Here is a 19,845-nt window from a genome sequence, read left to right on the forward strand (position 1 = left end):
ATGAAGCGCGGTCTTCTCTTGCTGGTGTTCGCAATCCTCGCGGTTGCCGCTTGCCAGCGTGAGGAACGCGACACGCGTCCACAGTCGGCGCTCGGCTCGGGCGACCAACCGGCAGCCGTAACGGCCCTCGAGCCGGGCGGCCAACGGCCGGCCTCGTCCGACACCAAGGCCGGCGTGTTCGAGGCCAACGCCTTCCACCTCAGCGAGGGCAAGCGTCTGTTTAACTGGTTCAACTGTTCCGGCTGCCATGCCAATGGCGGTGGCGGCATGGGCCCGGCCCTTATGGACCAGAAGTGGCTCTATGGCAGCTCGATCGAAAGCATCCACGCCACGATCAGGGACGGTCGGCCAAACGGTATGCCGAGCTTCCGCGACAAGATCCCGGACGACCAGATCTGGGAGCTTGCCGCCTTCGTCCGCGCGTTGAGCGGCAACGCGCCAAAATCCGCTGCGCCGGGCCGCGACGACGACATGATGCCCCATCCATCCGAGAATCGGCTGCCGGACGCCGCGACGCTGGGGAAGTCGCCGTGAACCGTGGTGTCTGGACAGTGTGCCGGTGCACCGCCTGCATCCTGCTCCTCGCAGGATGCAGCGGCTGGCAATCGGCGCTCGACCCAAAGGGCCCGGCCGCGAGCGAACTCGCATGGCTGATCTGGTTCTTCACAGCACTCTGCGCGGTGGTCTGGCTTGGGGTGATGGCCGTGCTGATCGTGCCATTGGCACGACGCCGGGCGCCGGTCGGCGATCCGCTTGTCCTCGACGCTGCCGCCGAGCGCAGCAAAATGCGAATTGTCGTCGCCGCACTCGCCGCTACCGCCCTGATCCTGGTAGGCCTGACCCTGCTGAGCTACTTCGCCAACCGGACGCTCGCTGCTATCGGCTCGGATGCGGCGCTGACGATCCGGGTGACCGGGCATCAATGGTGGTGGGAGGTGCGCTACGAAAATGATCAGCCGAACCGCATTCTGACGACCGCCAATGAAATCCACATCCCGGCGGGCGAGCCGGTGCGGCTTGTAGTGACCTCGACCGACGTTATCCATTCCTTCTGGGTCCCGAACCTCTCGGGCAAGCTGGACCTCATTCCAGGCCACGAGAACGTTCTCGATCTGAAGGCGGACAAACCCGGCGTCTATCGCGGCCAGTGCGCCGAGTTCTGTGGCGCGCAGCATGCCAATATGAGCACCTTCATCATCGCCGAACCTCGGCCTGTATTCGACGCCTGGCTGAACGATCAGCTGCGGCCGGCGGCCGCCCCCGTGTCGGCCGAGGCCAAAACCGGCCACGACCTGTTCCTCAAACGGCCATGCGTGATGTGCCACAAGATCGGCGGCACCATCGCCGGCGGTACGGTCGCTCCCGACCTTACACATATCGCAAGCCGGCGGACGCTCGCTGCCGGAACGCTGGCGATGAGCCGGGGCAATCTCGCAGCCTGGATAGCCGATCCGCAAGGGATCAAGCCAGGTGCCCACATGCCCGTGGTGGGACTGAACGGGGACGAGCTGAATGCAATCGTAGCCTATCTCGAGGGCTTGAAATGAGTAGCGCCGACCTGGCCCATGGGCGTGACCTCGCCCAGCAACGCGCCGCAGCACAAAAGGGTGACCTAGCTCCCGAACGCGACGGTCCTCGCGATACCGGCCTCGACGACGCCAGCCTTGACGGCTGGTTGGCGCGGACATGGCAGACGGCGCCAGGCATCATCGGTGCGCTCTCGAGCGTCGACCACAAAATTGTCGCGCGGCGCTACCTGATCACCGCTTTCGTCTTCCTGTGCCTCGGTGGCCTCAGCGCCGTTGCCATGCGCATCCAACTGTCGGGGCCGGAGCGTGGGCTGATCGGGCCCGACCGCTACAACCAGCTGTTCACCATGCATGGCGTGACCATGATGTTCCTGTTTGCAGTGCCGATCGTTCAGGCGACCGGCATCTACCTCGTGCCACTGATGGTCGGCACCCGCAACATCGCCTTTCCGCGCCTCAATGCATTCAGCTTCTGGATTTATCTCTCCGGTGGCCTCTTCGCTTGGGTGTCGTTTGCACTCGACATGGCGCCCGACGTCGGCTGGTTCTCCTACGTGCCGCTGTCCGGTCCTGAATTCGGGCCAGGCAAGCGTTCCGACGTGTGGGCGCAGATGATCACTTACACCGAAGTGTCATCGCTGGCGGTCGCGGTCGCCACCATCGTAACCGTGCTGAAGCAGCGTGCGCCGGGCATGTCGCTCGATAAGATTCCGCTCTACGTCTGGGCGATGCTGGTCACCTCTTTCGTAATCGTGTTCGCCATGCCAGCGGTCATGATCGCGTCGACGTTCCTGATCCTCGACCGGCTGGTCGGCACCCATATCTTCAACCCCGCCGAGGGTGGCGACGTACTGCTCTTCCAGCACCTGTTCTGGTTCTTCGGCCACCCCGAAGTCTACATCATTTTCCTCCCGGCTACCGGCATGGTGTCCTCGATCATCGCCGCTTTCGCCCGGCGTCCGGTATTCGGCTATCTGGGCATGGTACTGGCCTTGATTGCGGTCGGCTTTTTGTCGTTCGGCCTGTGGGTCCACCACATGTTCGCAACCGGCCTGCCGAAGCTCGGCGCGAGCTTCTTCACCGCCTCGAGCATGTTGATCGCCATCCCGAACGGGCTGCAGATCTTCTGCTGGCTGGCGACATTGTGGGACGGACGCCCGATAATCAGAACGCCGCTGCTGTTCGTGTTCGGCTTCTTCTTCACGTTCGTTGCGGGCGGCCTGACTGGCGTGATGCTGGCGTCGGTGCCATTGGACCTGCAAGTACACGACACCTATTTCGTGGTCGCGCATTTCCATTACGTGCTGATCGGCGGGTCGGTGTTCCCGCTGCTCGGCGCGACCTATTTCTGGTTCCCCAAGATCACCGGCCGGATGATGAGCGAACGTCTCGGACGCTGGCACTTCTGGCTTGCCTTCCTAGGCTTCAATGCGGCGTTCTTTCCGATGCACATTGTCGGCCTGTGGGGCATGCCGCGGCGGGTCTACACCTATCCGGTGGAACTCGGCTGGGGCAACATCAACCTGTTCATCACAGCCGGCGCGGTCATCCTGTTCCTAAGCTTCGTTCTGTTCACTACAAACCTGGTGTACAGCGCCTCGAGGGGCGCCCCGGCCGGGGACAATCCCTGGAATGCCGGCACGCTGGAATGGGCGACGAGCTCTCCACCGCCGAGCTATAATTTCGCCCGGATTCCGGTGGTTACCCACTCCGAGCCGCTCTGGGCCGAACACGACGCGCTGCCGGTTGCGACCGGGCTTCGCGTCGACGTTCGCGAACTTGTTGTTTCGACGGTGGCAGAGGCGCATGCCGATGTACGCGAGAAGTCGGCGACGCCATCGATCTGGCCATTGTTCGCCGCGCTCGCGATCGGCGCCACCTTTCTTTATTCGATTTTCAGCCCGTGGGCGGTGGTTTGGGGGGCCGGACCGATCGCCGTCACTCTGATCGGCTGGTTCTGGCCAAAAGGCGATCCGGAGGATGAGGAATGAAACAGCGCCCGTTCGCGGACATTTCCGAACTCCCGACCTTCGGGCTCGGACCACGCAGCCCGACCTGGTGGGGCACCCTCGCCTTCATGGCGCTCGAGGGCATCGGTTTCGCGCTCGCCGCAGGCGCCTATCTTTACCTTGCCTATCTGTCGCCCGAATGGCCATTGGGCGTGCCGCCGCCCAACCATTGGCCGGGCACCATCGTCACGCTGTTGCTGCTCGCCAGCGTGGTGCCCAATCACATACTGAACCGCTACGCCGAAGCCTGTGCCATGGTGCCTGTGCGCATCGGCCTGATCGTCATGTCGCTGCTCGGTATTGCACCGCTTGTCGTGCGGTGGTTCGAATTTCCGGCCCTCAACATTTATTGGGATACCAATGCGTACGGCTCAATGCTGTGGGTGCTGCTCGGCCTTCACACAACGCATCTGATTACCGACGTCGGCGACACGCTGGTGCTGACAGTCCTGATGTTCACGCGCCATGGCTATAGCGGCCGGCGTTTCGGGGACGTTGGCGACAACGTCTTCTACTGGGATTTCGTGGTCGCGACCTGGATCCCGATGTATCTGTTGATCTACTGGATGCCGAGGCTTGACTGAGATGCGTGCGCTTCGCTTGGGCACATCATGGGGCGGGCTGTTGTCCGGGCCTTTGGCCTGGGCGGTGTCGACGCAGCTGAATTATGCGTTCGTGGAGTGGCAGTGCGCTCATGGCATTCCCGTCATACCGGTCATTGCGCTGGTGCTGACAGTGCTGGCCTTGCTCGGCGGCGTGCTGTCGTGGCGGGCGCGCCAGCAAGGCGGCGCCGCCTTTAAACCGGATCGTACGCGCGCCACCGAGGATTTCGTCGCCAATATCGGCATTCTCAGCGCGGTGCTGTTTGCGCTGGTGATCGTCATGCAAGGCGCCGCCTCGCTCATTCTTGACGGCTGCTTGCGATGAGCTTCGACGCGCTCTTCTCGACCTCGATCTGCTACGGTGCCGGCGCCCCGCAGGCCGGCTGGACGCTGGCGTTGCCGATCACGCTGCCGCTAACCGTGGTCGCAGTGCTTTACGCGGCAGGCGCCTTTCGGCTGTGGCGGCGGAGCGCCCGCAGCCGGCCGTTGCGACTGCGGCAGGCCGTGCTGTTCGCGGCCGGCTGGGCCATTTTGGCGGCAGCACTGGTCAGTCCGCTCCATGCATTGGGTGAGCGCGTCTTCACCGCCCACATGATCGAGCACGAGCTGTTGATGGCGGTGGCGGCACCCCTGCTGGTCGCCTCCTGCCCGGCGGCGGCGCTGATGTGGGCGTTGCCGATCAGGCTGCGGCTGGCATTTGGCGCAGCCGGGCACGCGAAGGTGCTTCGAACCATTTGGACCGCCGTCAGCCGCCCTGCAGCCGCGACCTTCTTGCACGGCGTCGCGATATGGGCGTGGCACGTTCCGGCGCTGTTCGAGGCGGCGCTTGCACAGAGTGTCCTGCATTATGCGCAACATGCCAGCTTCTTCGGTACGGGGCTGCTGTTCTGGTGGGTACTGCTGCCGCGTTCAGGCCGCGAACAAGCCTATGGCAGCGCGGTCATGCACCTTTTCTTCACCTCGCTGCACACCGGCCTGCTCGGGGTGCTGCTGCTGGTCTCGCCAAGGCTGTGGTTTCCGGTAAACGCAGCAGGCGCGGAATTGTGGAACCTTAGCCCGCTCGAGGACCAGCAGCTCGCCGGTCTGGTGATGTGGGTTCCGGCCGGCTTGATTTATGGCGGGGCCGCGTTGCTGCTGGCCGGCCTGTGGATTCGCTCGAGCAGCCGAAAGGACCGGGAGGCGTCGCATGCGCTTCACGCTGTCTAAAGCCGTAATTGGCGCTGCGGTTATTGTCGTGCTCGTTGCAGCCTTGGCCGGGATCTCGTTGTACTTCGAGCAAAGCCGTCGGGTCGAGCAGAAGGCCGACAATGCGACCGGCGGTGTCAGCGCCCGCGCTATACCGATCATGATGGCCAATGGCTGCGCCGGTTGCCACACCATCACCGGCGTTCCCGGTGCGCAAGGGTTAGTCGGTCCACGCCTCGACGCAAGCCTGCCCACCCGGGTCTATGTCGGCGGCGTCTTGCGCAATAGGCCGGAGAACCTGATTCGGTGGATCCGTGGGGCAAGGGAGATCAATCCGCATACGGCAATGCCTTCGACCAGGATTTCTGAGCAGGAGGCGCGGGACGTCGCTGCCTACCTCTACTCGCTGAAATGACTTTGTTGCAGCATTTCTTGAAGAGCAGGGTTGGCTGCAACATCTCGCCAGGAACAAATCGGCAAGGCCGAGGTTTGGTTCTACCGATCAAACCGCGAGGAAATGCTATGGACACTGATGTCAATTCCGAAACCCGCTCGATCTTCATTGTCGGGCTGCGCAATGCCCACGCCATGGAGAACCAAGCACTGTCGATCATGAAGCCTCAGGTCAAGCGGATCGAGAACTATCCGCAGGTCGCCGACCGCCTGCAGCAGCATATCACGGAGACCGAAGGGCAGATCGCCCGCCTGGAATCCATTCTGGATGGCCTCGGTGAGGACCATTCCACATTGAAGGATACGGCTATGTCGATGGTCGGCAGCATGGCCGCGATGGGACATTCCGTAGCCGGCGACGAAATCCTCAAGAACAGCTTCGCCAACTTTGCATTCGAAAATTACGAGATAGCGGCTTACAACTCATTGCTCGTGCTCGGGGAGGCCGGAGGGTTTAATCAGGCGATCAACTCTCTTCAGCAGAATCTCAGCGAAGAAGAGAAAATGGCCGACTGGTTGAAGCAGAATCTGCGCGGCGTCACCTTGCAATACGCCAGGCTGCGTGAGGCGGGAGAGACCGCCAAAAGTTAAGCCGCCCCGCCGCTGGCCGAGAGGAATTCCTGGCAACCACCCAGTCGAATTGACGGGGTGGTTGTTTTTTTATTGGACAGTGCTGCTAAGACTGCACGCCACGCCGTTGGCCAGACACGCTTCATGCAGCCCGAAGAACCGAACGGATTCAAGCGAAGAATCGGAACGGACCGGAGCGCCTCGGCTAATGACTTCAGCGCCGCGATCACATTTGTCTGCGGAAGGTTGCGCCGACTTCGATGTTCAACCGCGAGGCGACCCGCGGTTGGAATCGCCACGAACGACCGCAGCGCTATCACGTCGTTTCGGGAGACTCGTTCGATTTGGGAGCCTCGTCGGTCTCCGGCAAACGATCGCGAATGGCTTCCTCGGTTTTGCTTGCCGTCTTTTTCACGACTTTCTCGACGCGGTCGACCAACGTCTCGGCGTCGCCGCTGGAACCCTGTCGGTCAGCCTCTTCCTTTACAGTCTCATATGCTTCGGCGGCGACCTGCTTGGCTTGCTCCACGCCTTCTTCAAAGACTTCTTCGGCACTGTCACGAAGCTTGTCGCGGTAAGGGCCGAGTTGCGCGTCTTCCGCGGCGGTGTGAGGCAGCATCACGCCGATGGCTGTGCCCACGGCAAGGCCCACCGCGGCCATTGCCAGAGGTTCGCGCTGGAACAGGTCCTGCGCCGACTGCCGCACCCGGCCCGTCATATCGGTCGCGGCCGAGCCGACCTGCCCGGCTGTGCTTCTCAATCTTTCTGTGGCGCCGCTCGCAACGTCTGCCACAGCCTCAGTCGCACCGCCTGCCACGGACGCAGCCGAACGAGCGGCATCGGAGAGCATGGAGCCGGCGGAAGCTTCGCCCTCGGCACCGTACTCATCGCCGCGTGAGTCCTGCCAGGCCCCGCCCAAGCTCCGCTCGTCAGAGACGTTTCGGCTGCCGTCAGGTTCCCTGCCGGTCGAATAGGCACCAGGTGCTGAACTGTCTACCGAGGTGCCCTTGCCAAGCATCAGCCAGGCCAGGCCCGCGCCGACCAATGTAAGCGGCAACGGATTGTCCCTGACCTGAGTCTTAAGATTGCTGAGCATGGCGGATCCCTCGCCGCTGAACATCCCGGTGAATTCGTCGATCAGTTGGCCCGGTGTCATCTTGCTGCGGATCGAGTCTGCGGTATCTGCCACTCTGGCGCGCGCAATATCAGCATCGCGTTCCAACTCGGCTGCGGATTTGTCGGTCATCTTATCTGTTCCTTGATCACGCGTGCGTCGCGTTTAAGTTGGTCTTGTGTCCGGTCGGGGGTCAACTCTGAGGGAGCCATGCTTGCCTTGCCGGAGCGCAAGAGTATGACGCCCAGTACTGCCACCACGACGCCGACGAGCAGCGAGGACCATCCGGCTCCCAGCCCGGCGCTCGCCAAGGCAATCACCAGCGCCTGCAAAAGCACCATCAGGGCGGCGAGCAGGCAAATGGCGCCTCCCATTACCTCCACGGCGCCGGCGCCGGCCTTGCTTACCTTTTCCGACATTTCAGTCCGCAACAGCCTGCTTTCGGTTTGAAGCAGTGTTGTGACCTGCTGTGCCAGATCGCTGACAAGGGTTGTCAGGCTGCGAGTGTCCTGATTGTCAGTCATGGGTTTCGCTCCAGGCTTGCATTGGCCCAGTCATCGCCGGACTGATCGGATCCTAGCGGGGCCGGCTCAACTGCCTCTACCGATCGCCATCCCGACTCATTCGAGCTAGGACCCGTCTCGGGCGCCCGGCCTGTTCCCGACTGGCCCGGTGCTCCGGTTTGGGCAGAGGGTGGCGAGCTCTTGATGAACCGCCCCAACGCCAGGCCTGCCAATACCGAACCGGCGATCAGCGCCCCCGAGTTTTCACGGCCGAACGACTGAATTTCGCCAAGCACCTCGTCGAACGGTTTATCCTTCAGGGACGAGGAAAGCCGCTCGAGCCCGCCTGCGGCGTCAAGGGCGAATTTCGAAGCGGTCCGTTGATCATTATTGGCAAGATGCTCGCTTGCCGCGCGCAATGCGCCGCCGAAGGCCTTGAGATTGGCGCTCACGTCGCGCTGCGTTCCCTCAGCCTTGTTGAACAACGCTTGCTTTGCTTCCGATGCGTAATCTCCGGCTTTCCTGGTGATCTCGTCACGCGCATCGTGGAGCGCTTCCGTCGCGGTCTGCTTTTCCCGTTGTAGTCTTTCTGAAAGCTCGCTTCTGGCGGTCTCGAAATCGGCCGTCTGACGGCCCTGATCGTCCTGGTCCTGCATGGTGTCTCCTAGTGGAATCCGAGGAAGGAGAGGATTGCAAGCACGACGACGACAAGGCCGATGAGATAAATAACACTGTTCATGGCGCAATCTCCTCCACTGCGCACCGAACTTGCCTGTGCTTCCCGTGTTCCCTCAGACGTCATCTTTTTTGGTAAGCGAAGCCTAACCAGCCTCAAGACGGGATCTTGTCCTGTGCCGATGGCGGTGAGCGCGCGGTTGGAAATGATACGAGACCGGACTCCGGTGCGACTTACAGGTCGAGGCGCAGGTCCGCTCCGGCACATGGCGCTGCATGGGCCGGAATTTTTCCGTAGTGCTTTGACTGGGCATTATCGCAGTGGGACCTGCCTGCGACCTACCACTCGATCGCAGGCCGCGCGATCATCAGCCAGAAAATCCCGAGCACGGCAGCGAAGGCGGGGAAGCCGAAGGCGAACCACAGCCAGAAGAGCCTATGATAGCGCGGCGGCAACGGCGCGCCTGCAGCGGCGGCTTGCGATGCCAGCTTGCGCATCTGCATTTGCATCCAGACGACCGGGAGCCAGAACATTCCGGTGAAGATATAGAGCGCGATCGAAAGTACGATCCAGCCCTCCGACAGCGAGTAGCCTGCCTGCCAGGCGAGCGCGGCTCCGGTCAAAGGCTGCGCGACCACGGCCGTCGCGGTGAAAAGGAAGTCGGCGACGACGACGATACGCGCCACCGCCGCAACCGTCGCGGCATTGCCGGTCCTGTGGGCGAGCAGCATGAAGAAAGCGATACCGGCGCCGGTACCAAGCAGCACGGATGCGCCGATGACATGCAGAAATTTCAGCAGGAAATAGAGCATCAACGCTCCTCCAGCACTGCCAAGGCCACAAAGTGCAGCACCAGGATCGGCAACACCTTGAGCAACGGCCCAAGCGGGTCGTTCCACAGATCGGGGCTCAGGAAGCTTCCGACGACCAGGTAGAAGAGCGAGAGCGCGATGCCGCCATAGAGGCCTTTTCGCGTCGCTGGCCGCCAGGCTAGGAGCGCGCCGACGGCGATGTCGGCAAGAGCACCGGCTATCACGGTCGGCGCCGACAAGATGCCAGCCCCCGTGCTTTGCATCAGCTCGATGCCACCGTTATAGCCGGTGGTCAGCGTCACAATACCCGTCACGATCCAGAAGACGGGCAGGACGACGAAGATCGCAGGCTTGATGAAATACAGCCGGGCAAACCATTTTTCCTGCACCGTTGCCGGATTGAGCGCGAGGAAGCCCGCCAGGGTTTGCGGGCGTATGCCGGTCGCGGCGGTCCAGTCCGAGGGATCTCCAACCGCTCCTCGGGCGATCTCTCTGGCCGCGTTGGTGCGCATCGGTGGACGCCAGCCGAACATCGCGGCAAGGTCGCCGAGGCGGTAGAGAAGCCTTGCAACAGCCGCCGGCAAGACAAACCTGGCTGCAGGAGCCCAGCCGAGCCATTGGCGATAGCTGCCGACGACCTCGTCCATGCTCAGCTGTTCGGGACCGACAAGTTCCAACACGACGCGAGATGGACTGTCGGGATCGAGAAGGAAGACGACTGTTGAGACCACATCGTCGAGTAGTACCACCTGGAGCCGGCCGGTGCCGGGCATGGACGGCAGCACCGGCAGCGAGGCGAGACCCCTAAACAATGCGCTGGCCCCAAACACCGGCCGGCCGAGCACCACGGACGGGCGCAGGATCACCCAATCCAGATCAAGCGCCATAAGCGCTTGGTCGCCGGCCAGTTTCGTCGCCGAGAATGCCGAAGGCTGCGCCCGATCGACGCCTATCGCCGAGAAGTGGATTACCCGGGCAACCCCTGCCCGCGCACAGGCGAGGAAGAGTGCTGCCGCCGCATCGCGATGGACTTCGCGCGTCTTTTCGCGAGGGCTGTCCTGCAGGACGCCGGCACAATTCACGACGGCGTCGACACCCCTGAGATGCGGTAGCCAGTCTTCGGGCTGCAGCGCCGCCGCCATGTCCAGCACCAGCAATTGATAATTGCCGGCCCGGCTTGCGCCGGGGCTGCGGACCAATCCGATCACCTCATGCCTTTCGGAAAGAAGGCGTGCCACGACGGAGGCACCGATCAGGCCGGTGGCGCCGGTAACCAGGACTTTCACTGGACCCCATTCTCCGACGGCGGGAAAGTATCGTTCATTCCGGTTTATCGCCCTCGATACTCCCCTTCATACCGGAAAGTTCTTCCGTCGTGCATAACAACCGCGGCCGCGCCGGGTCGGAGATGTCGAGCTTGTCCCAGGGAATGCGGTACACGCTGTCGCGACTGCGCAATCGAAAGGCGTCGAGGACCGCAATGCCGATGGCCGAAGCGGACAGACGCTCGAAGGCCGCGTAGATGCCGACGTGGTAATCGGCAACTACCAGGTTGTCGCCATCCGGTTCGGCGCGTATCTCCTCGATACGGCCGATGCTTTTGCCGCGCTGCGAAAGCACATTCCTGCCAGCCAATTGCTCAAGATTGACGGTGGCCATCATCCAGCTCCCGGAATACGCCCAATGACATGATCGCGCAGCCAGTCCTGCCAGTCGAAAATCGCCGTTTCGCGGACGTCGATATCGAACTCGATGTCGACGCCGATGTCGCGCACCTTGTTCCAGGCGATGCGGTGCGGCTCGGCATGGCGCTTGCCGCCGAGCCTTGCCGCAACCCGCGCCATCCAGCGCCCGGGTCGCTCGCCAAGCCGACGCGCCAGCGTGATCGAGCCGAGCTCGACCGCAACGATTTTGGGCGGCTTGCCTGGCCTGAGTTCCGCCACCAGACCGTCCACCTTGCCGATCTTGACCTGCTCGCGGTCGACCACTTGCTTGTCCAGAATGTCGCGTAGCAAATCCATCACGTGCCTCCGAATATCTGCAAAGGAATGGTCACGATCGCGAGCACGAAACCGAGCGCAATGATGAAGATGACCGCGGCATTCGCGATCATGCCATTGCGGTGCTCGCCGACATAACGCTCGTCATTCAGCAGGAAAAGGAACGGCACCACGGTCAGCGGCAGGCTGGCGGCCGTCAGCGCCATGGAAAAGATGGTTAGCTTCAGCGGATCGAGACCCAGTGCGATCGGAATGGCGGCGAGAAACAGCGAGACAGTGTAGACGGTGCTGAAGCCGGGATCGTCGCGCGGTTTCTGGTCCTCGCCCCACGTCCAGCCGAAACCCTGCGCCACGAGATAGGCTTGCTGCAGCCCGATTTCGAGCGCGGCACCGAAGCAGGCAATGCCGAGCGATGCGACGAACAGGATGAATCCCCAGAAACCGAAGATCTGGATCAGCATCAGCGGCAATTGATGGTAGTCGTCGACCTGCTCTATGCCGTGCGCCGCCAGCACGAGCGCCGCCACGATCAGCACACCGATCGCGATCGTGCCGCCAAAACTCATGCCAATGCCGGCAATCGCCCGATTGGCTCCGAGATAGCTCCTGTCCCACTGATCCTCGATCGCTCCCGACGAATAGAACATGAACAGGTAAGGCGATATCGACGCGCCAAGAATGCTGACCGCCATGAACCAGTATTTGGCCGCGTCGTGGTCCGGCAGAGTGGGCACGGCGCCGGCCGCGACCTGCCCCCAATCGGGTCTCAGCATGATAGCGCCAACCACGAAGCACAGCGTGACGAGACCGAGGATCGAGACGCCTTTTTCGATGAAGCCGAACGTGCCTTTCCAGAGGAACAGCCATACCAGAAAAGCGACCGGCAGCGCCCACCACTGAAAGCCGATGCCGGTGGCGAGCTCGAGCGCAATGGCAACACCGCCAATCTCCGCTGCCATGACCAGGAAGTTGACCAGCAAAGTCGCAAGCAGCGGCCACAGAAAGGCGTTGAAGCCAAACCGTTCCCGGATGCCGTCGGCGATGGTGTGATGGCTTACGGCGGCGAACCGGCCGGCCATCTCGACCAGGAAGATGATGCAGATCACGCCCAGAACGACGGCCCAGATCAGCTGGAACCCGAACGCCGCGCCCGCCTGAGCGGCGGTTGCCATCGATCCGATCTCGAGAAAGCCGCCAACGCTGGTAACGACGCCAAGCGATATTTCGAGCAGCTTCTTCATGGTTTCGGCGCGAAATATTTGGCCTGGGACGCGTTCAGGGCCGCAGCGGCAGCCCAAAGATCGTGCTGCGCGTGTTCCACTTCCGGGCGATTGCCGTCCTGCACTGCCGCCGCGGCGCGTGTCACCACCGTCGAAAGCTGTCCGACTGCCGCCGTCAGACCGGCTTGCTCGCTGGCTTCAGGCGACTTGGCCGACTGGATTTGCGCACGGGCATCGGCGAGCGTCTTGCCGACCGATTGCAAGGTGCGCGACGTGTATTTCGAGGGGGCCGCCCCTGAAGCCCAGGCATCCAGCACCAGCGATGCGGTCTGTGTGGCGGAAGCCGCGGTTTTCGACTGCTGCTCGACCTGGTCGGAAGGCGAGCATGCCGTCAATACAAATATTATCAGCAGCAAGCACGGGCGGTCTGGTCGAAGATCGACGGCTGTAACGGCATTTACAATACGGGCTTGTAGCGTTGCTGCCACACGATTGTTCTCCCCGCACCAAGCGACTTCGGCGCGAAGTTTGATCTAGAGCGCTGGGTGATCACGTCAACTAACCGCGATGAACTGCCTTGGCAGCCCGGAACAAACCACCGATCGCCGGATTAGGGGGATGAGGAGGCAAAAGTCATGGACAGGGAAGAGCGTATCAGGCAGCGAGCCCATGAGATCTGGGAGCGTGAAGGCCGTCCCCAAGGACGCGAGCGCGAGCATTGGGATCAGGCCGTGCAGGAGATCGAAGCTGAGGGTTCCGAGGCCGAACGCGGTCCGGTCGTGCCCGATCCAACGGTCGGGGCCGGCTCCAGTCCCGAGGCGCGTGGCAGTAAGCGGCGGCGAGGGACATGAGGCCGATGCCTCGTTTCGTCGCCTGGATCGTGGTCGTACTGGTCGTGCTGTTCGCCGCCTGGCTGATGATCGGGCGCGACAGAACCGGCGGCGGAGGTCAGCCCACGCCGCACGCAATTGATCAAAATGGATAGGAGCCGACATGACGGGAACCGATACTCATCCTGAACAAGACCCGGCAGAAGGATCGCGATCGATAGTGGAAAAGCAGCTCCGCAAGGAGCAAGGCGGCGAGGGTCAAAATCGCAAAGCCGAGCCAGCTTCCGACAAATCCGGCAGCAAGACCAAGACGCCTTCGGAAGCGCGCAAGAAAGGCTCAAGCTTGGATTGAGCCGGCCGAAAGCGGGCTCACACTGCCGTTTGCCTCGAAATAATAGGGATAGCGCTCCTGGACGATTTCGAGCACTTCGAAGATGCGGCGAAGATGCGTTCGCATCGCCTCTTCCGCCGCAAGCGCGTCGGCCTGCTCGAGCGTATCGACAATCCGCCGATGTTGGCCGAGAACCACCGACATGCTGTCGAGGCGCGGGAAAGACAGGAAACGGAAGCGGTCCATGTGCAGCTTCGCCGCGCTGATGTCGGCCCAGATTCCGGGGAAGCCGGCATGGCTGGCGATATGCTGGTGGAACAGCTCGTCCGACTTGAAAAAGCGCCTGTCGTCCGCGATGGAGGCGAACGTCTCCTGGACGGCCAGTTCGCCTTTCAGCATGGCGAGCAGGTCGGCGCGACGCGGGCTCTCGACCGCACGCTTGATCAGGCCGACTTCGAGCGATTCGCGCAGGAACTGCGATTTTTCGAGATCGGCGATCCGGAGCGGGGCCACCATGCTGCCGCGCTGCGGATAAATGTCGATCAAGCCAAGACCGGCCAGCCGGGCGAGCGCCTCCCTGACCGGCGTGCGGCTCACGCCGAGGGCTTCCGACATCGCCTTTTCCGAGATCACTTCATGCGGCTTCAGACGGAAGGTCAGGATCTGGTCGAGCAGAACCTCGAACGTCCTCGCCGCGACCGATACGCCGGGGCCGGTTTCGCCCAACCGCCCCTCGGTGATGGTCCGCATTCCCAAAAGCCCTGCCATCGGCGACCCCTTATAGGCTCTGCAGCTTCAAGCCGTTCATGAAATGCCTGCGCAAGCAGCAGCGCCGAGGTTATTCCTTGCGCGGAGAACCGCCGATGCGCGCCAGCAGGCCGCCATCGACGCGTACGACCTCGCCGGTGACGAAGGAGGCATCGTCGGACAGCAGGAAGGCGACGACTGCGGCAATCTCTTGCGGCCGGGCGGTACGGCCGAGCGGATGCATATTGTCGAGGATGCGCAGGATCTCGTCGGGCTTATCGTTGAGTTTCACCGCATCCCGCAGCATCGGCGTGTCGACCGCACCCGGAGCGACGGCATTGACGCGCACGCCGAGCGGCGCATAGTCGACGGCCATCGATTTGACCAGGCCGATCAGGCCGTGCTTGGCCGTGCTGTAGGCCAGAACCCCTTCCTGGCTGGCCAGACCCTGCACCGAGCTCATATGGACGATGGCGCCGCGGCTTTGCCGCAGCAGCGGCATCGCCGCGCGGGAGAGCAGGTAGGCAGCCTTGAGGTTGACGTTCATCACCTCGTCCCAAAGCGCCTCGTCCGTGGTCTCCACCGTTCCGTAACGCTGGATGCCGGCATTGTGGGAGAGCATGTCGAGCCCGCCGAACGCGGACCGGGCAAGCTCGACGGCGCGGCCACAGGCCTCAGTGTCGGCGGTCGAGCCAAGCACGGTGTGCACGGTCACGCCGCTCGCCGAAAGCTGCGCCGCTACCTCATCCAACTGATCGCCCGCCCGGTCGAACAGGATCAGGTCGACGCCTTGCTCGGCCAGTCTTTCGGCGACAGCACGGCCGATGCCCATGGCCGCCCCGGTGACCAGTGCGCGTTTTTTGAACTCAGCCATTTATCCTCCCTCGAACAGTTGCGCAGCGACTGCCATGGTAGTCGACGGGCGCACTTGACGTGCTCTTTCCACCGAGCCGGCCCAAGCGTGTTCGGCATCATGTCGCTCCTTGCATGAAAGCCAGCGTTTCCGCGCGCGTCGGTGCGCCAAGACGTCCGCCAAAGCGCAGGCATTTCAGGGCGGCGGCGGCGCTGGCCACTGCTATCGCCCGCTCTTCGTCCCAACCTTCGGCCAGGCCGAGAGCGAAGGTGCCGTGGAACACGTCGCCTGCCGCCAGGGTGTCGACGGCTTCGACCCGCGGCGACGGCAGATGATGGACGTCATTGCTGCCCGAGTAGCGGAACACGGTGCCGTTCGCGCCATCGGTGACCGCCACGAAGGCGCCGGTCCGTTCGCCGAGAATGGCGACGGCAGAACCGGCGGATATCTCCGGACCGCAAAGGATGCGTGCCGCCGGCAGCGAAGCAACGACATGCGAGGCGAGCGGCAGCAGCCGGTCGAGCACCGGTCGCGAAGCGACATCGGCGTCAAGGATCGCCGGGATGCCGCACTCGCGAGCCTTCGCCAGCGCCAGGGCCGCGGCTCCGGGCCAGCGGACATCAACCAGCACGACGTCGAAGCGGGAAAAATCCGCGGGCGGAAGACGGTCAGGATCGGCTTGCGTGACTGCATCGTAGAAGGGCACAATCATACGCTCGCCGGCGGCATCGACCAGGATCGTGGCAATGGCCGAGCGGCCGCCCTCGACCTTTCGCACCAGCGAACAGTCGACCCGCTCCGCCTCCATCTGGGCGATGACGTCGCGGCCGACGGCATCGTTGCCGACGCTTGCCCATAGCCAGACTTGCCCGCCCTGGCGGCTGGCCGACGCGGCGGCGCTTGCTGCCATGCCGGCCGCGATCTGCACGGCCTCGCTTGGCAGGAACTTGCCGGCGCCGGAGGGCAGGACATCGAGGCGCAAGATCGTATCGTAGGTGAGCGCGCCGACGCAAAGCAGGCGGGGCGCCGTCATTGCAGCCGGTAGCCGCGCTGATGGGCAATCGCCGTCATCACGCCTCTCAATTCGGCAAGGCCGCGAAGACGGCCGATCACGGGATAGCCGGGATGGGTGTGCCGCGCAGCGTCATCGATCAGCTCATGGCCATGATCCGGGCGAAACGGCAGCAACGCCGCCGGTTCGCCGGCGTCGCGGCGGCGTTGCTGCTCGTCGAGCAAGATCGAAACCACCGAGACCATGTCGACATCGCCGCTCAGATGCTCGGATTCCATGAACGAGCCGTCCGGGTCCTTGCTGACGTTGCGCAGATGCACGAAGTTGATCTTGTGCGCAAAGCGGCTGGCGATGGCGGGCACGTCATTGGCCGGGTTGGCGCCCAGCGACCCCGTGCACAAGGTAAGACCGCTATTAGCCGATGGCACTGCGTCCAGGATAAAGGCGATGTCGTCGGCGTTCTTGACGATCCGGCACAGGCCGACGAGATCGCGCGGCGGATCGTCCGGGTGGATCGCCAACGTGACGCCCGCCTCTTCGGCCGCCGGCAGCACGTTTTCGAGAAAACGGACGAGGTTCTCGCGCAGCCGGTCGTGCGACAGGCTCGACTGCTCGGCCACCACTTCGCGCAATTCCGCTACGTCATAGCGCTTGAAGGCGCCTGGCAGGCCGGCCATGATGTTGGCGAGCAGACGCTCTTTTGACGTATCCGGCGTCGTCTCGAACCATTCGCTCGCCCGCTGGAGAACATCGGACGCATAGTCCCGCTCCGATCCCTTGCGCTGCAGCATGTAGCAATCGAACGCGGCAAGCTCGTGCATGTTCATGCGGAGCGCCCGTCCGCCGGCCGGCAGCGGCGCAGCCAGGTCGGTCCGGGTCCAGTCGAGGATCAGCATGAAGTTGTAGCAGACCGTGCGCACACCGCAGGCGCCGAGATTGCGTAAGGTCTGCCTGAAATTGTCGTAGAGCCGGTCGAGATCGCCGCGGCCGAGCTTGATGTCCTCGTGCACGGGCACACTCTCGACGACGCTCCATTTGAGGCCCATCGCCGGATCCGCCTCGATAAGCGCCTGGCGCTGCCTGATGGCGTCGATCGGCCAGACTTCGCCGTAAGGGATGTCGTGCAGTGCCGTCACGATGCCGGTCGCGCCGGCCTGCCTGGCATGGGCAAGCGTTGCCGCGTCGCTCGGCCCAAACCATCGCCACGTCTGCTCCATTCGACCTCCAGCTGCGGAATTTCTCGATGACCGCTGGTGTATTGGATACTACCATGGCAGTCAATTGCTTGCCGCAGCCCAGTGCCTGTATCCGCGTTCGGGCGGCCGCCCTATGAGAGATTACAACGGTACGTGGCGTTCAGATTGAACGGCTATCCAAGATCCGAGTTTCGGCTGGCCCAAATCGCGCCGCGTTCGAACATCGTGCGCATTTGCGGCACGGCGAACTCGTCGGCGGTGTGCCCGAGCGCGCTGTAGAAGACGCGGCCCTTGCCGTAGCGGCGCTTCCAGACAACCGGCATGACGACGCCGGCGATGAAATCGAGATGCTCGCCGGTGAAAGTAGTCGTCGCCAGCACCTCGTTGGTCGGATCGACATGCATGTAATACTGCTCTGAACGGTAGGCGAAGCTGTCGATGCCCTGCATGACCGGATCGCCCGGCCTGGTGATGTCGACGTGATAGTCGATGATGTTGCCGGGATGGGCGACCCACTGGCCGCCGGTCATGAACTGGTATTCCGGCTCGTTGCGGAAGCTGTCGCACATCGTGCCGTGAAAGCCCGCAAGGCCGGTGCCGGCCCCGACGGCGCTGGTCAGGTTTTGCAGCTCCGACTTTTCGATCGTCGACATGGTGATCACCGGGACGATGAGATCGAGCTTGCTCAGCTGCGGATCGGCAAGCGCCGAAGTCCCCTGCTCCAGCTGCACGTCGAAGCCGTTGCCGGCCAGCATCTCCTTGACGATTTCGGCGCTTCGGGCCGGGGTGTGACCTTCCCAGCCGCCCCAGAAAATCAGTGCCGTCTTGCTCATCGCATTGTTCCTATTCCAGAATTCCAAAAGGCAGATCGGCGCGCATCGGCGCCGGCCGGGCGCAGCCATATCTGAGATCGATACGCCGCCCTGTCTCAGATGAAGAGATGATCGATTCCATGATTTCCAGGACATGGAGGGAAAGATCGAGGCTGGCGCGGTGTTGTCTGCCGGAGACGATCGCCTGCGCCATGTCGGCAAGGCCGAGGCCCCGGTAGTTGCCGTTGCCATAGGAATGGATCTGATCGGCTACCGTCCAGTCGCCCTTGCGCTGGCTGGTCCTGATGTCGCCCTGGAACTGGTTGGGATCGGAGACGATCATCGAGCCCGTGGTTCCGTAAAGTTCGATGTGATTGTGTTCATGCTTCCACACGTCGAAGCTGGTGGTGATCGAGACCGCGGCGCCATTCTCGAATGCGAGTAGGCCGGAAATATGGGTCGGCACCTCGACCCGGATGGTTTCGCCCTGGCGCGGTCCAGAACCGATGGTGCGGGTGGCGTAGGATGACTTCGCCTGCCCGGTCACGGATTTTACCGGACCAAGGAGATTGACCAGGCAGGTCAGATAGTACGGTCCCATGTCGAGCATCGGCCCACCGCCAGGCTGATAGTAAAAATCCGGATTGGGATGCCAGAGTTCGTGGCCGGGCACCTGCATGAAGGCAGAGCCGGCGACAATGGTCCCGACCGTATCCTTATCGACCAGCCGCCGCGCCGTCTGGTGGGAGCCGCCAAGAAAGGTGTCGGGTGCGCAGCCGACGCGCACGCCCTTTTCGCGCGCGGCCGCGACCAGCCGCTCGGCGTCGCTGAGCGTCGTTGCCAGCGGCTTCTCGGAATAGACGTGCTTGCCTTGCCCGACAGCCTGCAGGCCGACCGGCACATGATGCTGCGGCGTCGTCAGGTTGAGCACGATCTCGACGCGCGGATCGGCCAACAGCGCGTCAACCGGCATGGCAGCCAGGCCGTAGGCCGCTGCCTTGGCCTCGGCCGCCGTCCGGTTGACGTCGGCGACGCCGACAATGTCGAGCACCGGGAATTGTGGCGATGCCTTCAGATAGGCATCCGAAATGTTGCCGCAGCCGATAATGCCGACACCGATCCTCCGCATGGGCTTCTCCTCAAAAGGCGGCATTGATGAAACAGCAGAACTCGTTTGTCACCCCCCTTTCGGCCAGACGACGTTATCCCGTACAAGGATATACCTCGAGAGCCTCAGAACCGCCGCCCGATCACAATCGCGCGCCTATGCGCGAGCCGCTTGCTTTCGAGGTCGAACGGCCGGTACTCAGCAACATTGCTTCATGTAGCTTGCTCGACATTTTTGATGCCGGCTTTGAGCACAGCACAGATTTTCACCCGTAGAAGGACGC

The 19,845-nt window shown here is 62.9% G+C and carries 26 protein-coding genes and 1 pseudogene; 12 read left to right on the forward strand and 15 right to left on the reverse strand.

Annotated elements, in window-relative coordinates; translation table 11 throughout:
• The 8 genes and pseudogenes from NKI25_RS29710 to NKI25_RS29745 all read left to right on the forward strand — a co-directional run bounded on the left by NKI25_RS29710 (position 1) and on the right by NKI25_RS29745 (position 6,369).
• Complete coding sequence (locus NKI25_RS29710) at positions 1 to 534, forward strand: c-type cytochrome (protein WP_352707311.1); 534 nt, start codon at positions 1 to 3, stop codon at positions 532 to 534.
• A complete protein-coding gene (gene coxB, locus NKI25_RS29715) occupies positions 531 to 1,547 on the forward strand; it encodes a cytochrome c oxidase subunit II (protein ID WP_352707314.1) in 1,017 nt (338 codons plus the stop codon). Before NKI25_RS29710 ends, coxB begins: the two co-directional genes overlap by 4 nt.
• On the forward strand, positions 1,544 to 3,520 hold the full coding sequence (gene ctaD / locus NKI25_RS29720) for a cytochrome c oxidase subunit I (protein ID WP_352707316.1): 1,977 nt from the start codon (positions 1,544 to 1,546) through the stop codon (positions 3,518 to 3,520). Before coxB ends, ctaD begins: the two co-directional genes overlap by 4 nt.
• Entirely contained in the window at positions 3,517 to 4,122 is a 606-nt protein-coding gene (locus tag NKI25_RS29725) for a cytochrome c oxidase subunit 3 (protein ID WP_352593707.1), read from the forward strand. The genes ctaD and NKI25_RS29725 overlap by 4 nt, the downstream gene beginning before the upstream one ends.
• 1 nt (position 4,123) lies before the next feature.
• Entirely contained in the window at positions 4,124 to 4,465 is a 342-nt protein-coding gene (locus NKI25_RS29730; protein ID WP_352593708.1) for a hypothetical protein, read from the forward strand.
• Positions 4,462 to 5,346: a cytochrome c oxidase assembly protein gene (locus tag NKI25_RS29735; protein ID WP_352593709.1), complete on the forward strand. Its 885-nt coding sequence runs from the start codon at positions 4,462 to 4,464 to the stop codon at positions 5,344 to 5,346. The genes NKI25_RS29730 and NKI25_RS29735 overlap by 4 nt, the downstream gene beginning before the upstream one ends.
• Positions 5,347 to 5,545: 199 nt before the next feature.
• Positions 5,546 to 5,740, forward strand: a pseudogene (locus NKI25_RS36570) (c-type cytochrome); the annotation flags it as partial.
• Between the two features lie 107 nt (positions 5,741 to 5,847).
• A complete protein-coding gene (locus NKI25_RS29745; protein ID WP_352707404.1) occupies positions 5,848 to 6,369 on the forward strand; it encodes a ferritin-like domain-containing protein in 522 nt (173 codons plus the stop codon).
• 295 nt (positions 6,370 to 6,664) lie between these two features.
• On the opposite strand, the gene NKI25_RS29750 is transcribed toward NKI25_RS29745, so the two are convergent.
• From NKI25_RS29750 to NKI25_RS29790, 9 genes are all read right to left on the reverse strand, one after another.
• Positions 6,665 to 7,594: a hypothetical protein gene (locus tag NKI25_RS29750; protein ID WP_353000157.1), complete on the reverse strand. Its 930-nt coding sequence runs from the start codon at positions 7,592 to 7,594 to the stop codon at positions 6,665 to 6,667.
• On the reverse strand, positions 7,591 to 7,986 hold the full coding sequence (locus tag NKI25_RS29755; RefSeq protein WP_352707318.1) for a phage holin family protein: 396 nt from the start codon (positions 7,984 to 7,986) through the stop codon (positions 7,591 to 7,593). Before NKI25_RS29755 ends, NKI25_RS29750 begins: the two co-directional genes overlap by 4 nt.
• Entirely contained in the window at positions 7,983 to 8,621 is a 639-nt protein-coding gene (locus tag NKI25_RS29760; protein ID WP_352593713.1) for a hypothetical protein, read from the reverse strand. The genes NKI25_RS29755 and NKI25_RS29760 overlap by 4 nt, the downstream gene beginning before the upstream one ends.
• Positions 8,622 to 8,979: 358 nt before the next feature.
• Positions 8,980 to 9,453 carry a DUF2269 family protein gene (locus tag NKI25_RS29765; RefSeq protein ID WP_352593714.1) on the reverse strand — a complete coding sequence of 158 codons (474 nt, stop codon included), beginning with the start codon at positions 9,451 to 9,453 and terminating at the stop codon, positions 8,980 to 8,982.
• Positions 9,453 to 10,739, reverse strand: coding sequence for an SDR family oxidoreductase (locus NKI25_RS29770; protein WP_352707320.1), 1,287 nt, complete (start codon positions 10,737 to 10,739; stop codon positions 9,453 to 9,455). Before NKI25_RS29770 ends, NKI25_RS29765 begins: the two co-directional genes overlap by 1 nt.
• 34 nt (positions 10,740 to 10,773) lie before the next feature.
• Entirely contained in the window at positions 10,774 to 11,115 is a 342-nt protein-coding gene (locus tag NKI25_RS29775) for a hypothetical protein (protein WP_352824173.1), read from the reverse strand.
• Positions 11,112 to 11,474, reverse strand: coding sequence for a hypothetical protein (locus tag NKI25_RS29780; RefSeq protein WP_352623169.1), 363 nt, complete (start codon positions 11,472 to 11,474; stop codon positions 11,112 to 11,114). The genes NKI25_RS29775 and NKI25_RS29780 overlap by 4 nt, the downstream gene beginning before the upstream one ends.
• Positions 11,474 to 12,694 carry an Nramp family divalent metal transporter gene (locus NKI25_RS29785; RefSeq protein WP_352623168.1) on the reverse strand — a complete coding sequence of 407 codons (1,221 nt, stop codon included), beginning with the start codon at positions 12,692 to 12,694 and terminating at the stop codon, positions 11,474 to 11,476. The genes NKI25_RS29780 and NKI25_RS29785 overlap by 1 nt, the downstream gene beginning before the upstream one ends.
• On the reverse strand, positions 12,691 to 13,089 hold the full coding sequence (locus tag NKI25_RS29790) for a hypothetical protein (RefSeq protein WP_352623167.1): 399 nt from the start codon (positions 13,087 to 13,089) through the stop codon (positions 12,691 to 12,693). Before NKI25_RS29790 ends, NKI25_RS29785 begins: the two co-directional genes overlap by 4 nt.
• 219 nt (positions 13,090 to 13,308) lie before the next feature.
• Here NKI25_RS29790 and NKI25_RS29795 point away from each other — a divergent pair, with 219 nt between their 5' ends.
• Genes NKI25_RS29795 through NKI25_RS29805 form a run of 3 tightly spaced genes read left to right on the forward strand, consistent with a single transcriptional unit; the run spans position 13,309 to position 13,855 of the window.
• Positions 13,309 to 13,524: a DUF2934 domain-containing protein gene (locus tag NKI25_RS29795; protein WP_352623166.1), complete on the forward strand. Its 216-nt coding sequence runs from the start codon at positions 13,309 to 13,311 to the stop codon at positions 13,522 to 13,524.
• A 5-nt stretch (positions 13,525 to 13,529) separates the two neighbouring features.
• On the forward strand, positions 13,530 to 13,658 hold the full coding sequence (locus NKI25_RS29800; RefSeq protein ID WP_280952094.1) for a hypothetical protein: 129 nt from the start codon (positions 13,530 to 13,532) through the stop codon (positions 13,656 to 13,658).
• 8 nt (positions 13,659 to 13,666) lie between these two features.
• Positions 13,667 to 13,855: a hypothetical protein gene (locus NKI25_RS29805; protein ID WP_352623165.1), complete on the forward strand. Its 189-nt coding sequence runs from the start codon at positions 13,667 to 13,669 to the stop codon at positions 13,853 to 13,855.
• On the opposite strand, the gene NKI25_RS29810 is transcribed toward NKI25_RS29805, so the two are convergent.
• From NKI25_RS29810 to NKI25_RS29835, 6 genes are all read right to left on the reverse strand, one after another.
• Positions 13,841 to 14,602, reverse strand: a complete 762-nt coding sequence (locus NKI25_RS29810; RefSeq protein ID WP_352623164.1) for a GntR family transcriptional regulator — start codon at positions 14,600 to 14,602, stop codon at positions 13,841 to 13,843. The two genes, NKI25_RS29805 and NKI25_RS29810, sit on opposite strands and share 15 nt — an antisense overlap.
• Positions 14,603 to 14,672: 70 nt before the next feature.
• Positions 14,673 to 15,455: an SDR family NAD(P)-dependent oxidoreductase gene (locus NKI25_RS29815; RefSeq protein WP_352623163.1), complete on the reverse strand. Its 783-nt coding sequence runs from the start codon at positions 15,453 to 15,455 to the stop codon at positions 14,673 to 14,675.
• Between the two features lie 97 nt (positions 15,456 to 15,552).
• Positions 15,553 to 16,467 (reverse strand): PfkB family carbohydrate kinase, encoded by a 915-nt coding sequence (locus NKI25_RS29820; RefSeq protein ID WP_352784064.1) that lies wholly within the window; start codon positions 16,465 to 16,467, stop codon positions 15,553 to 15,555.
• Positions 16,464 to 17,663: a mannonate dehydratase gene (gene uxuA, locus NKI25_RS29825; protein WP_353000160.1), complete on the reverse strand. Its 1,200-nt coding sequence runs from the start codon at positions 17,661 to 17,663 to the stop codon at positions 16,464 to 16,466. Before uxuA ends, NKI25_RS29820 begins: the two co-directional genes overlap by 4 nt.
• 152 nt (positions 17,664 to 17,815) lie before the next feature.
• Positions 17,816 to 18,475, reverse strand: coding sequence for a ThuA domain-containing protein (locus tag NKI25_RS29830; RefSeq protein WP_352707327.1), 660 nt, complete (start codon positions 18,473 to 18,475; stop codon positions 17,816 to 17,818).
• Positions 18,476 to 18,485: 10 nt separating this feature from the next.
• The gene (locus NKI25_RS29835) at positions 18,486 to 19,583 is read right to left on the reverse strand and encodes a Gfo/Idh/MocA family protein (RefSeq protein WP_352707329.1); all 1,098 of its coding nucleotides are present in this window, start codon (positions 19,581 to 19,583) and stop codon (positions 18,486 to 18,488) included.
• Between the two features lie 26 nt (positions 19,584 to 19,609).
• Here NKI25_RS29835 and NKI25_RS29840 point away from each other — a divergent pair, with 26 nt between their 5' ends.
• Positions 19,610 to 19,837 carry a hypothetical protein gene (locus NKI25_RS29840; protein WP_352707332.1) on the forward strand — a complete coding sequence of 76 codons (228 nt, stop codon included), beginning with the start codon at positions 19,610 to 19,612 and terminating at the stop codon, positions 19,835 to 19,837.
• The last annotated feature ends 8 nt before the right edge of the window (positions 19,838 to 19,845 follow it).

The organism is Mesorhizobium sp. M0808 (assembly GCF_040320025.1).
Classification (GTDB): domain Bacteria; phylum Pseudomonadota; class Alphaproteobacteria; order Rhizobiales; family Rhizobiaceae; genus Mesorhizobium.

Bases quoted from the DNA above. Each gene is read 5' to 3' on its own strand.
- NKI25_RS29805 (WP_352623165.1), top strand. From the start codon at position 13,667: ATGACGGGAACCGATACTCATCCTGAACAAGACCCGGCAGAAGGATCG.
- NKI25_RS29760 (WP_352593713.1), bottom strand. From the start codon at position 8,621: ATGCAGGACCAGGACGATCAGGGCCGTCAGACGGCCGATTTCGAGACC.
- NKI25_RS29840 (WP_352707332.1), top strand. From the start codon at position 19,610: ATGAAACAGCAGAACTCGTTTGTCACCCCCCTTTCGGCCAGACGACGT.
- NKI25_RS29820 (WP_352784064.1), bottom strand. From the start codon at position 16,467: ATGACGGCGCCCCGCCTGCTTTGCGTCGGCGCGCTCACCTACGATACG.
- NKI25_RS29735 (WP_352593709.1), top strand. From the start codon at position 4,462: ATGAGCTTCGACGCGCTCTTCTCGACCTCGATCTGCTACGGTGCCGGC.
- NKI25_RS29835 (WP_352707329.1), bottom strand. From the start codon at position 19,583: ATGCGGAGGATCGGTGTCGGCATTATCGGCTGCGGCAACATTTCGGAT.
- NKI25_RS29780 (WP_352623169.1), bottom strand. From the start codon at position 11,474: ATGGATTTGCTACGCGACATTCTGGACAAGCAAGTGGTCGACCGCGAG.
- NKI25_RS29755 (WP_352707318.1), bottom strand. From the start codon at position 7,986: ATGACTGACAATCAGGACACTCGCAGCCTGACAACCCTTGTCAGCGAT.
- NKI25_RS29775 (WP_352824173.1), bottom strand. From the start codon at position 11,115: ATGATGGCCACCGTCAATCTTGAGCAATTGGCTGGCAGGAATGTGCTT.
- NKI25_RS29730 (WP_352593708.1), top strand. From the start codon at position 4,124: ATGCGTGCGCTTCGCTTGGGCACATCATGGGGCGGGCTGTTGTCCGGG.
- NKI25_RS29830 (WP_352707327.1), bottom strand. From the start codon at position 18,475: ATGAGCAAGACGGCACTGATTTTCTGGGGCGGCTGGGAAGGTCACACC.
- uxuA (WP_353000160.1), bottom strand. From the start codon at position 17,663: ATGGAGCAGACGTGGCGATGGTTTGGGCCGAGCGACGCGGCAACGCTT.
- NKI25_RS29800 (WP_280952094.1), top strand. From the start codon at position 13,530: ATGCCTCGTTTCGTCGCCTGGATCGTGGTCGTACTGGTCGTGCTGTTC.
- NKI25_RS29750 (WP_353000157.1), bottom strand. From the start codon at position 7,594: ATGACCGACAAATCCGCAGCCGAGTTGGAACGCGATGCTGATATTGCG.
- NKI25_RS29810 (WP_352623164.1), bottom strand. From the start codon at position 14,602: ATGGCAGGGCTTTTGGGAATGCGGACCATCACCGAGGGGCGGTTGGGC.
- NKI25_RS29710 (WP_352707311.1), top strand. From the start codon at position 1: ATGAAGCGCGGTCTTCTCTTGCTGGTGTTCGCAATCCTCGCGGTTGCC.
- ctaD (WP_352707316.1), top strand. From the start codon at position 1,544: ATGAGTAGCGCCGACCTGGCCCATGGGCGTGACCTCGCCCAGCAACGC.
- NKI25_RS29765 (WP_352593714.1), bottom strand. From the start codon at position 9,453: ATGCTCTATTTCCTGCTGAAATTTCTGCATGTCATCGGCGCATCCGTG.
- NKI25_RS29725 (WP_352593707.1), top strand. From the start codon at position 3,517: ATGAAACAGCGCCCGTTCGCGGACATTTCCGAACTCCCGACCTTCGGG.
- NKI25_RS29795 (WP_352623166.1), top strand. From the start codon at position 13,309: ATGGACAGGGAAGAGCGTATCAGGCAGCGAGCCCATGAGATCTGGGAG.
- NKI25_RS29815 (WP_352623163.1), bottom strand. From the start codon at position 15,455: ATGGCTGAGTTCAAAAAACGCGCACTGGTCACCGGGGCGGCCATGGGC.
- NKI25_RS29785 (WP_352623168.1), bottom strand. From the start codon at position 12,694: ATGAAGAAGCTGCTCGAAATATCGCTTGGCGTCGTTACCAGCGTTGGC.
- NKI25_RS29745 (WP_352707404.1), top strand. From the start codon at position 5,848: ATGGACACTGATGTCAATTCCGAAACCCGCTCGATCTTCATTGTCGGG.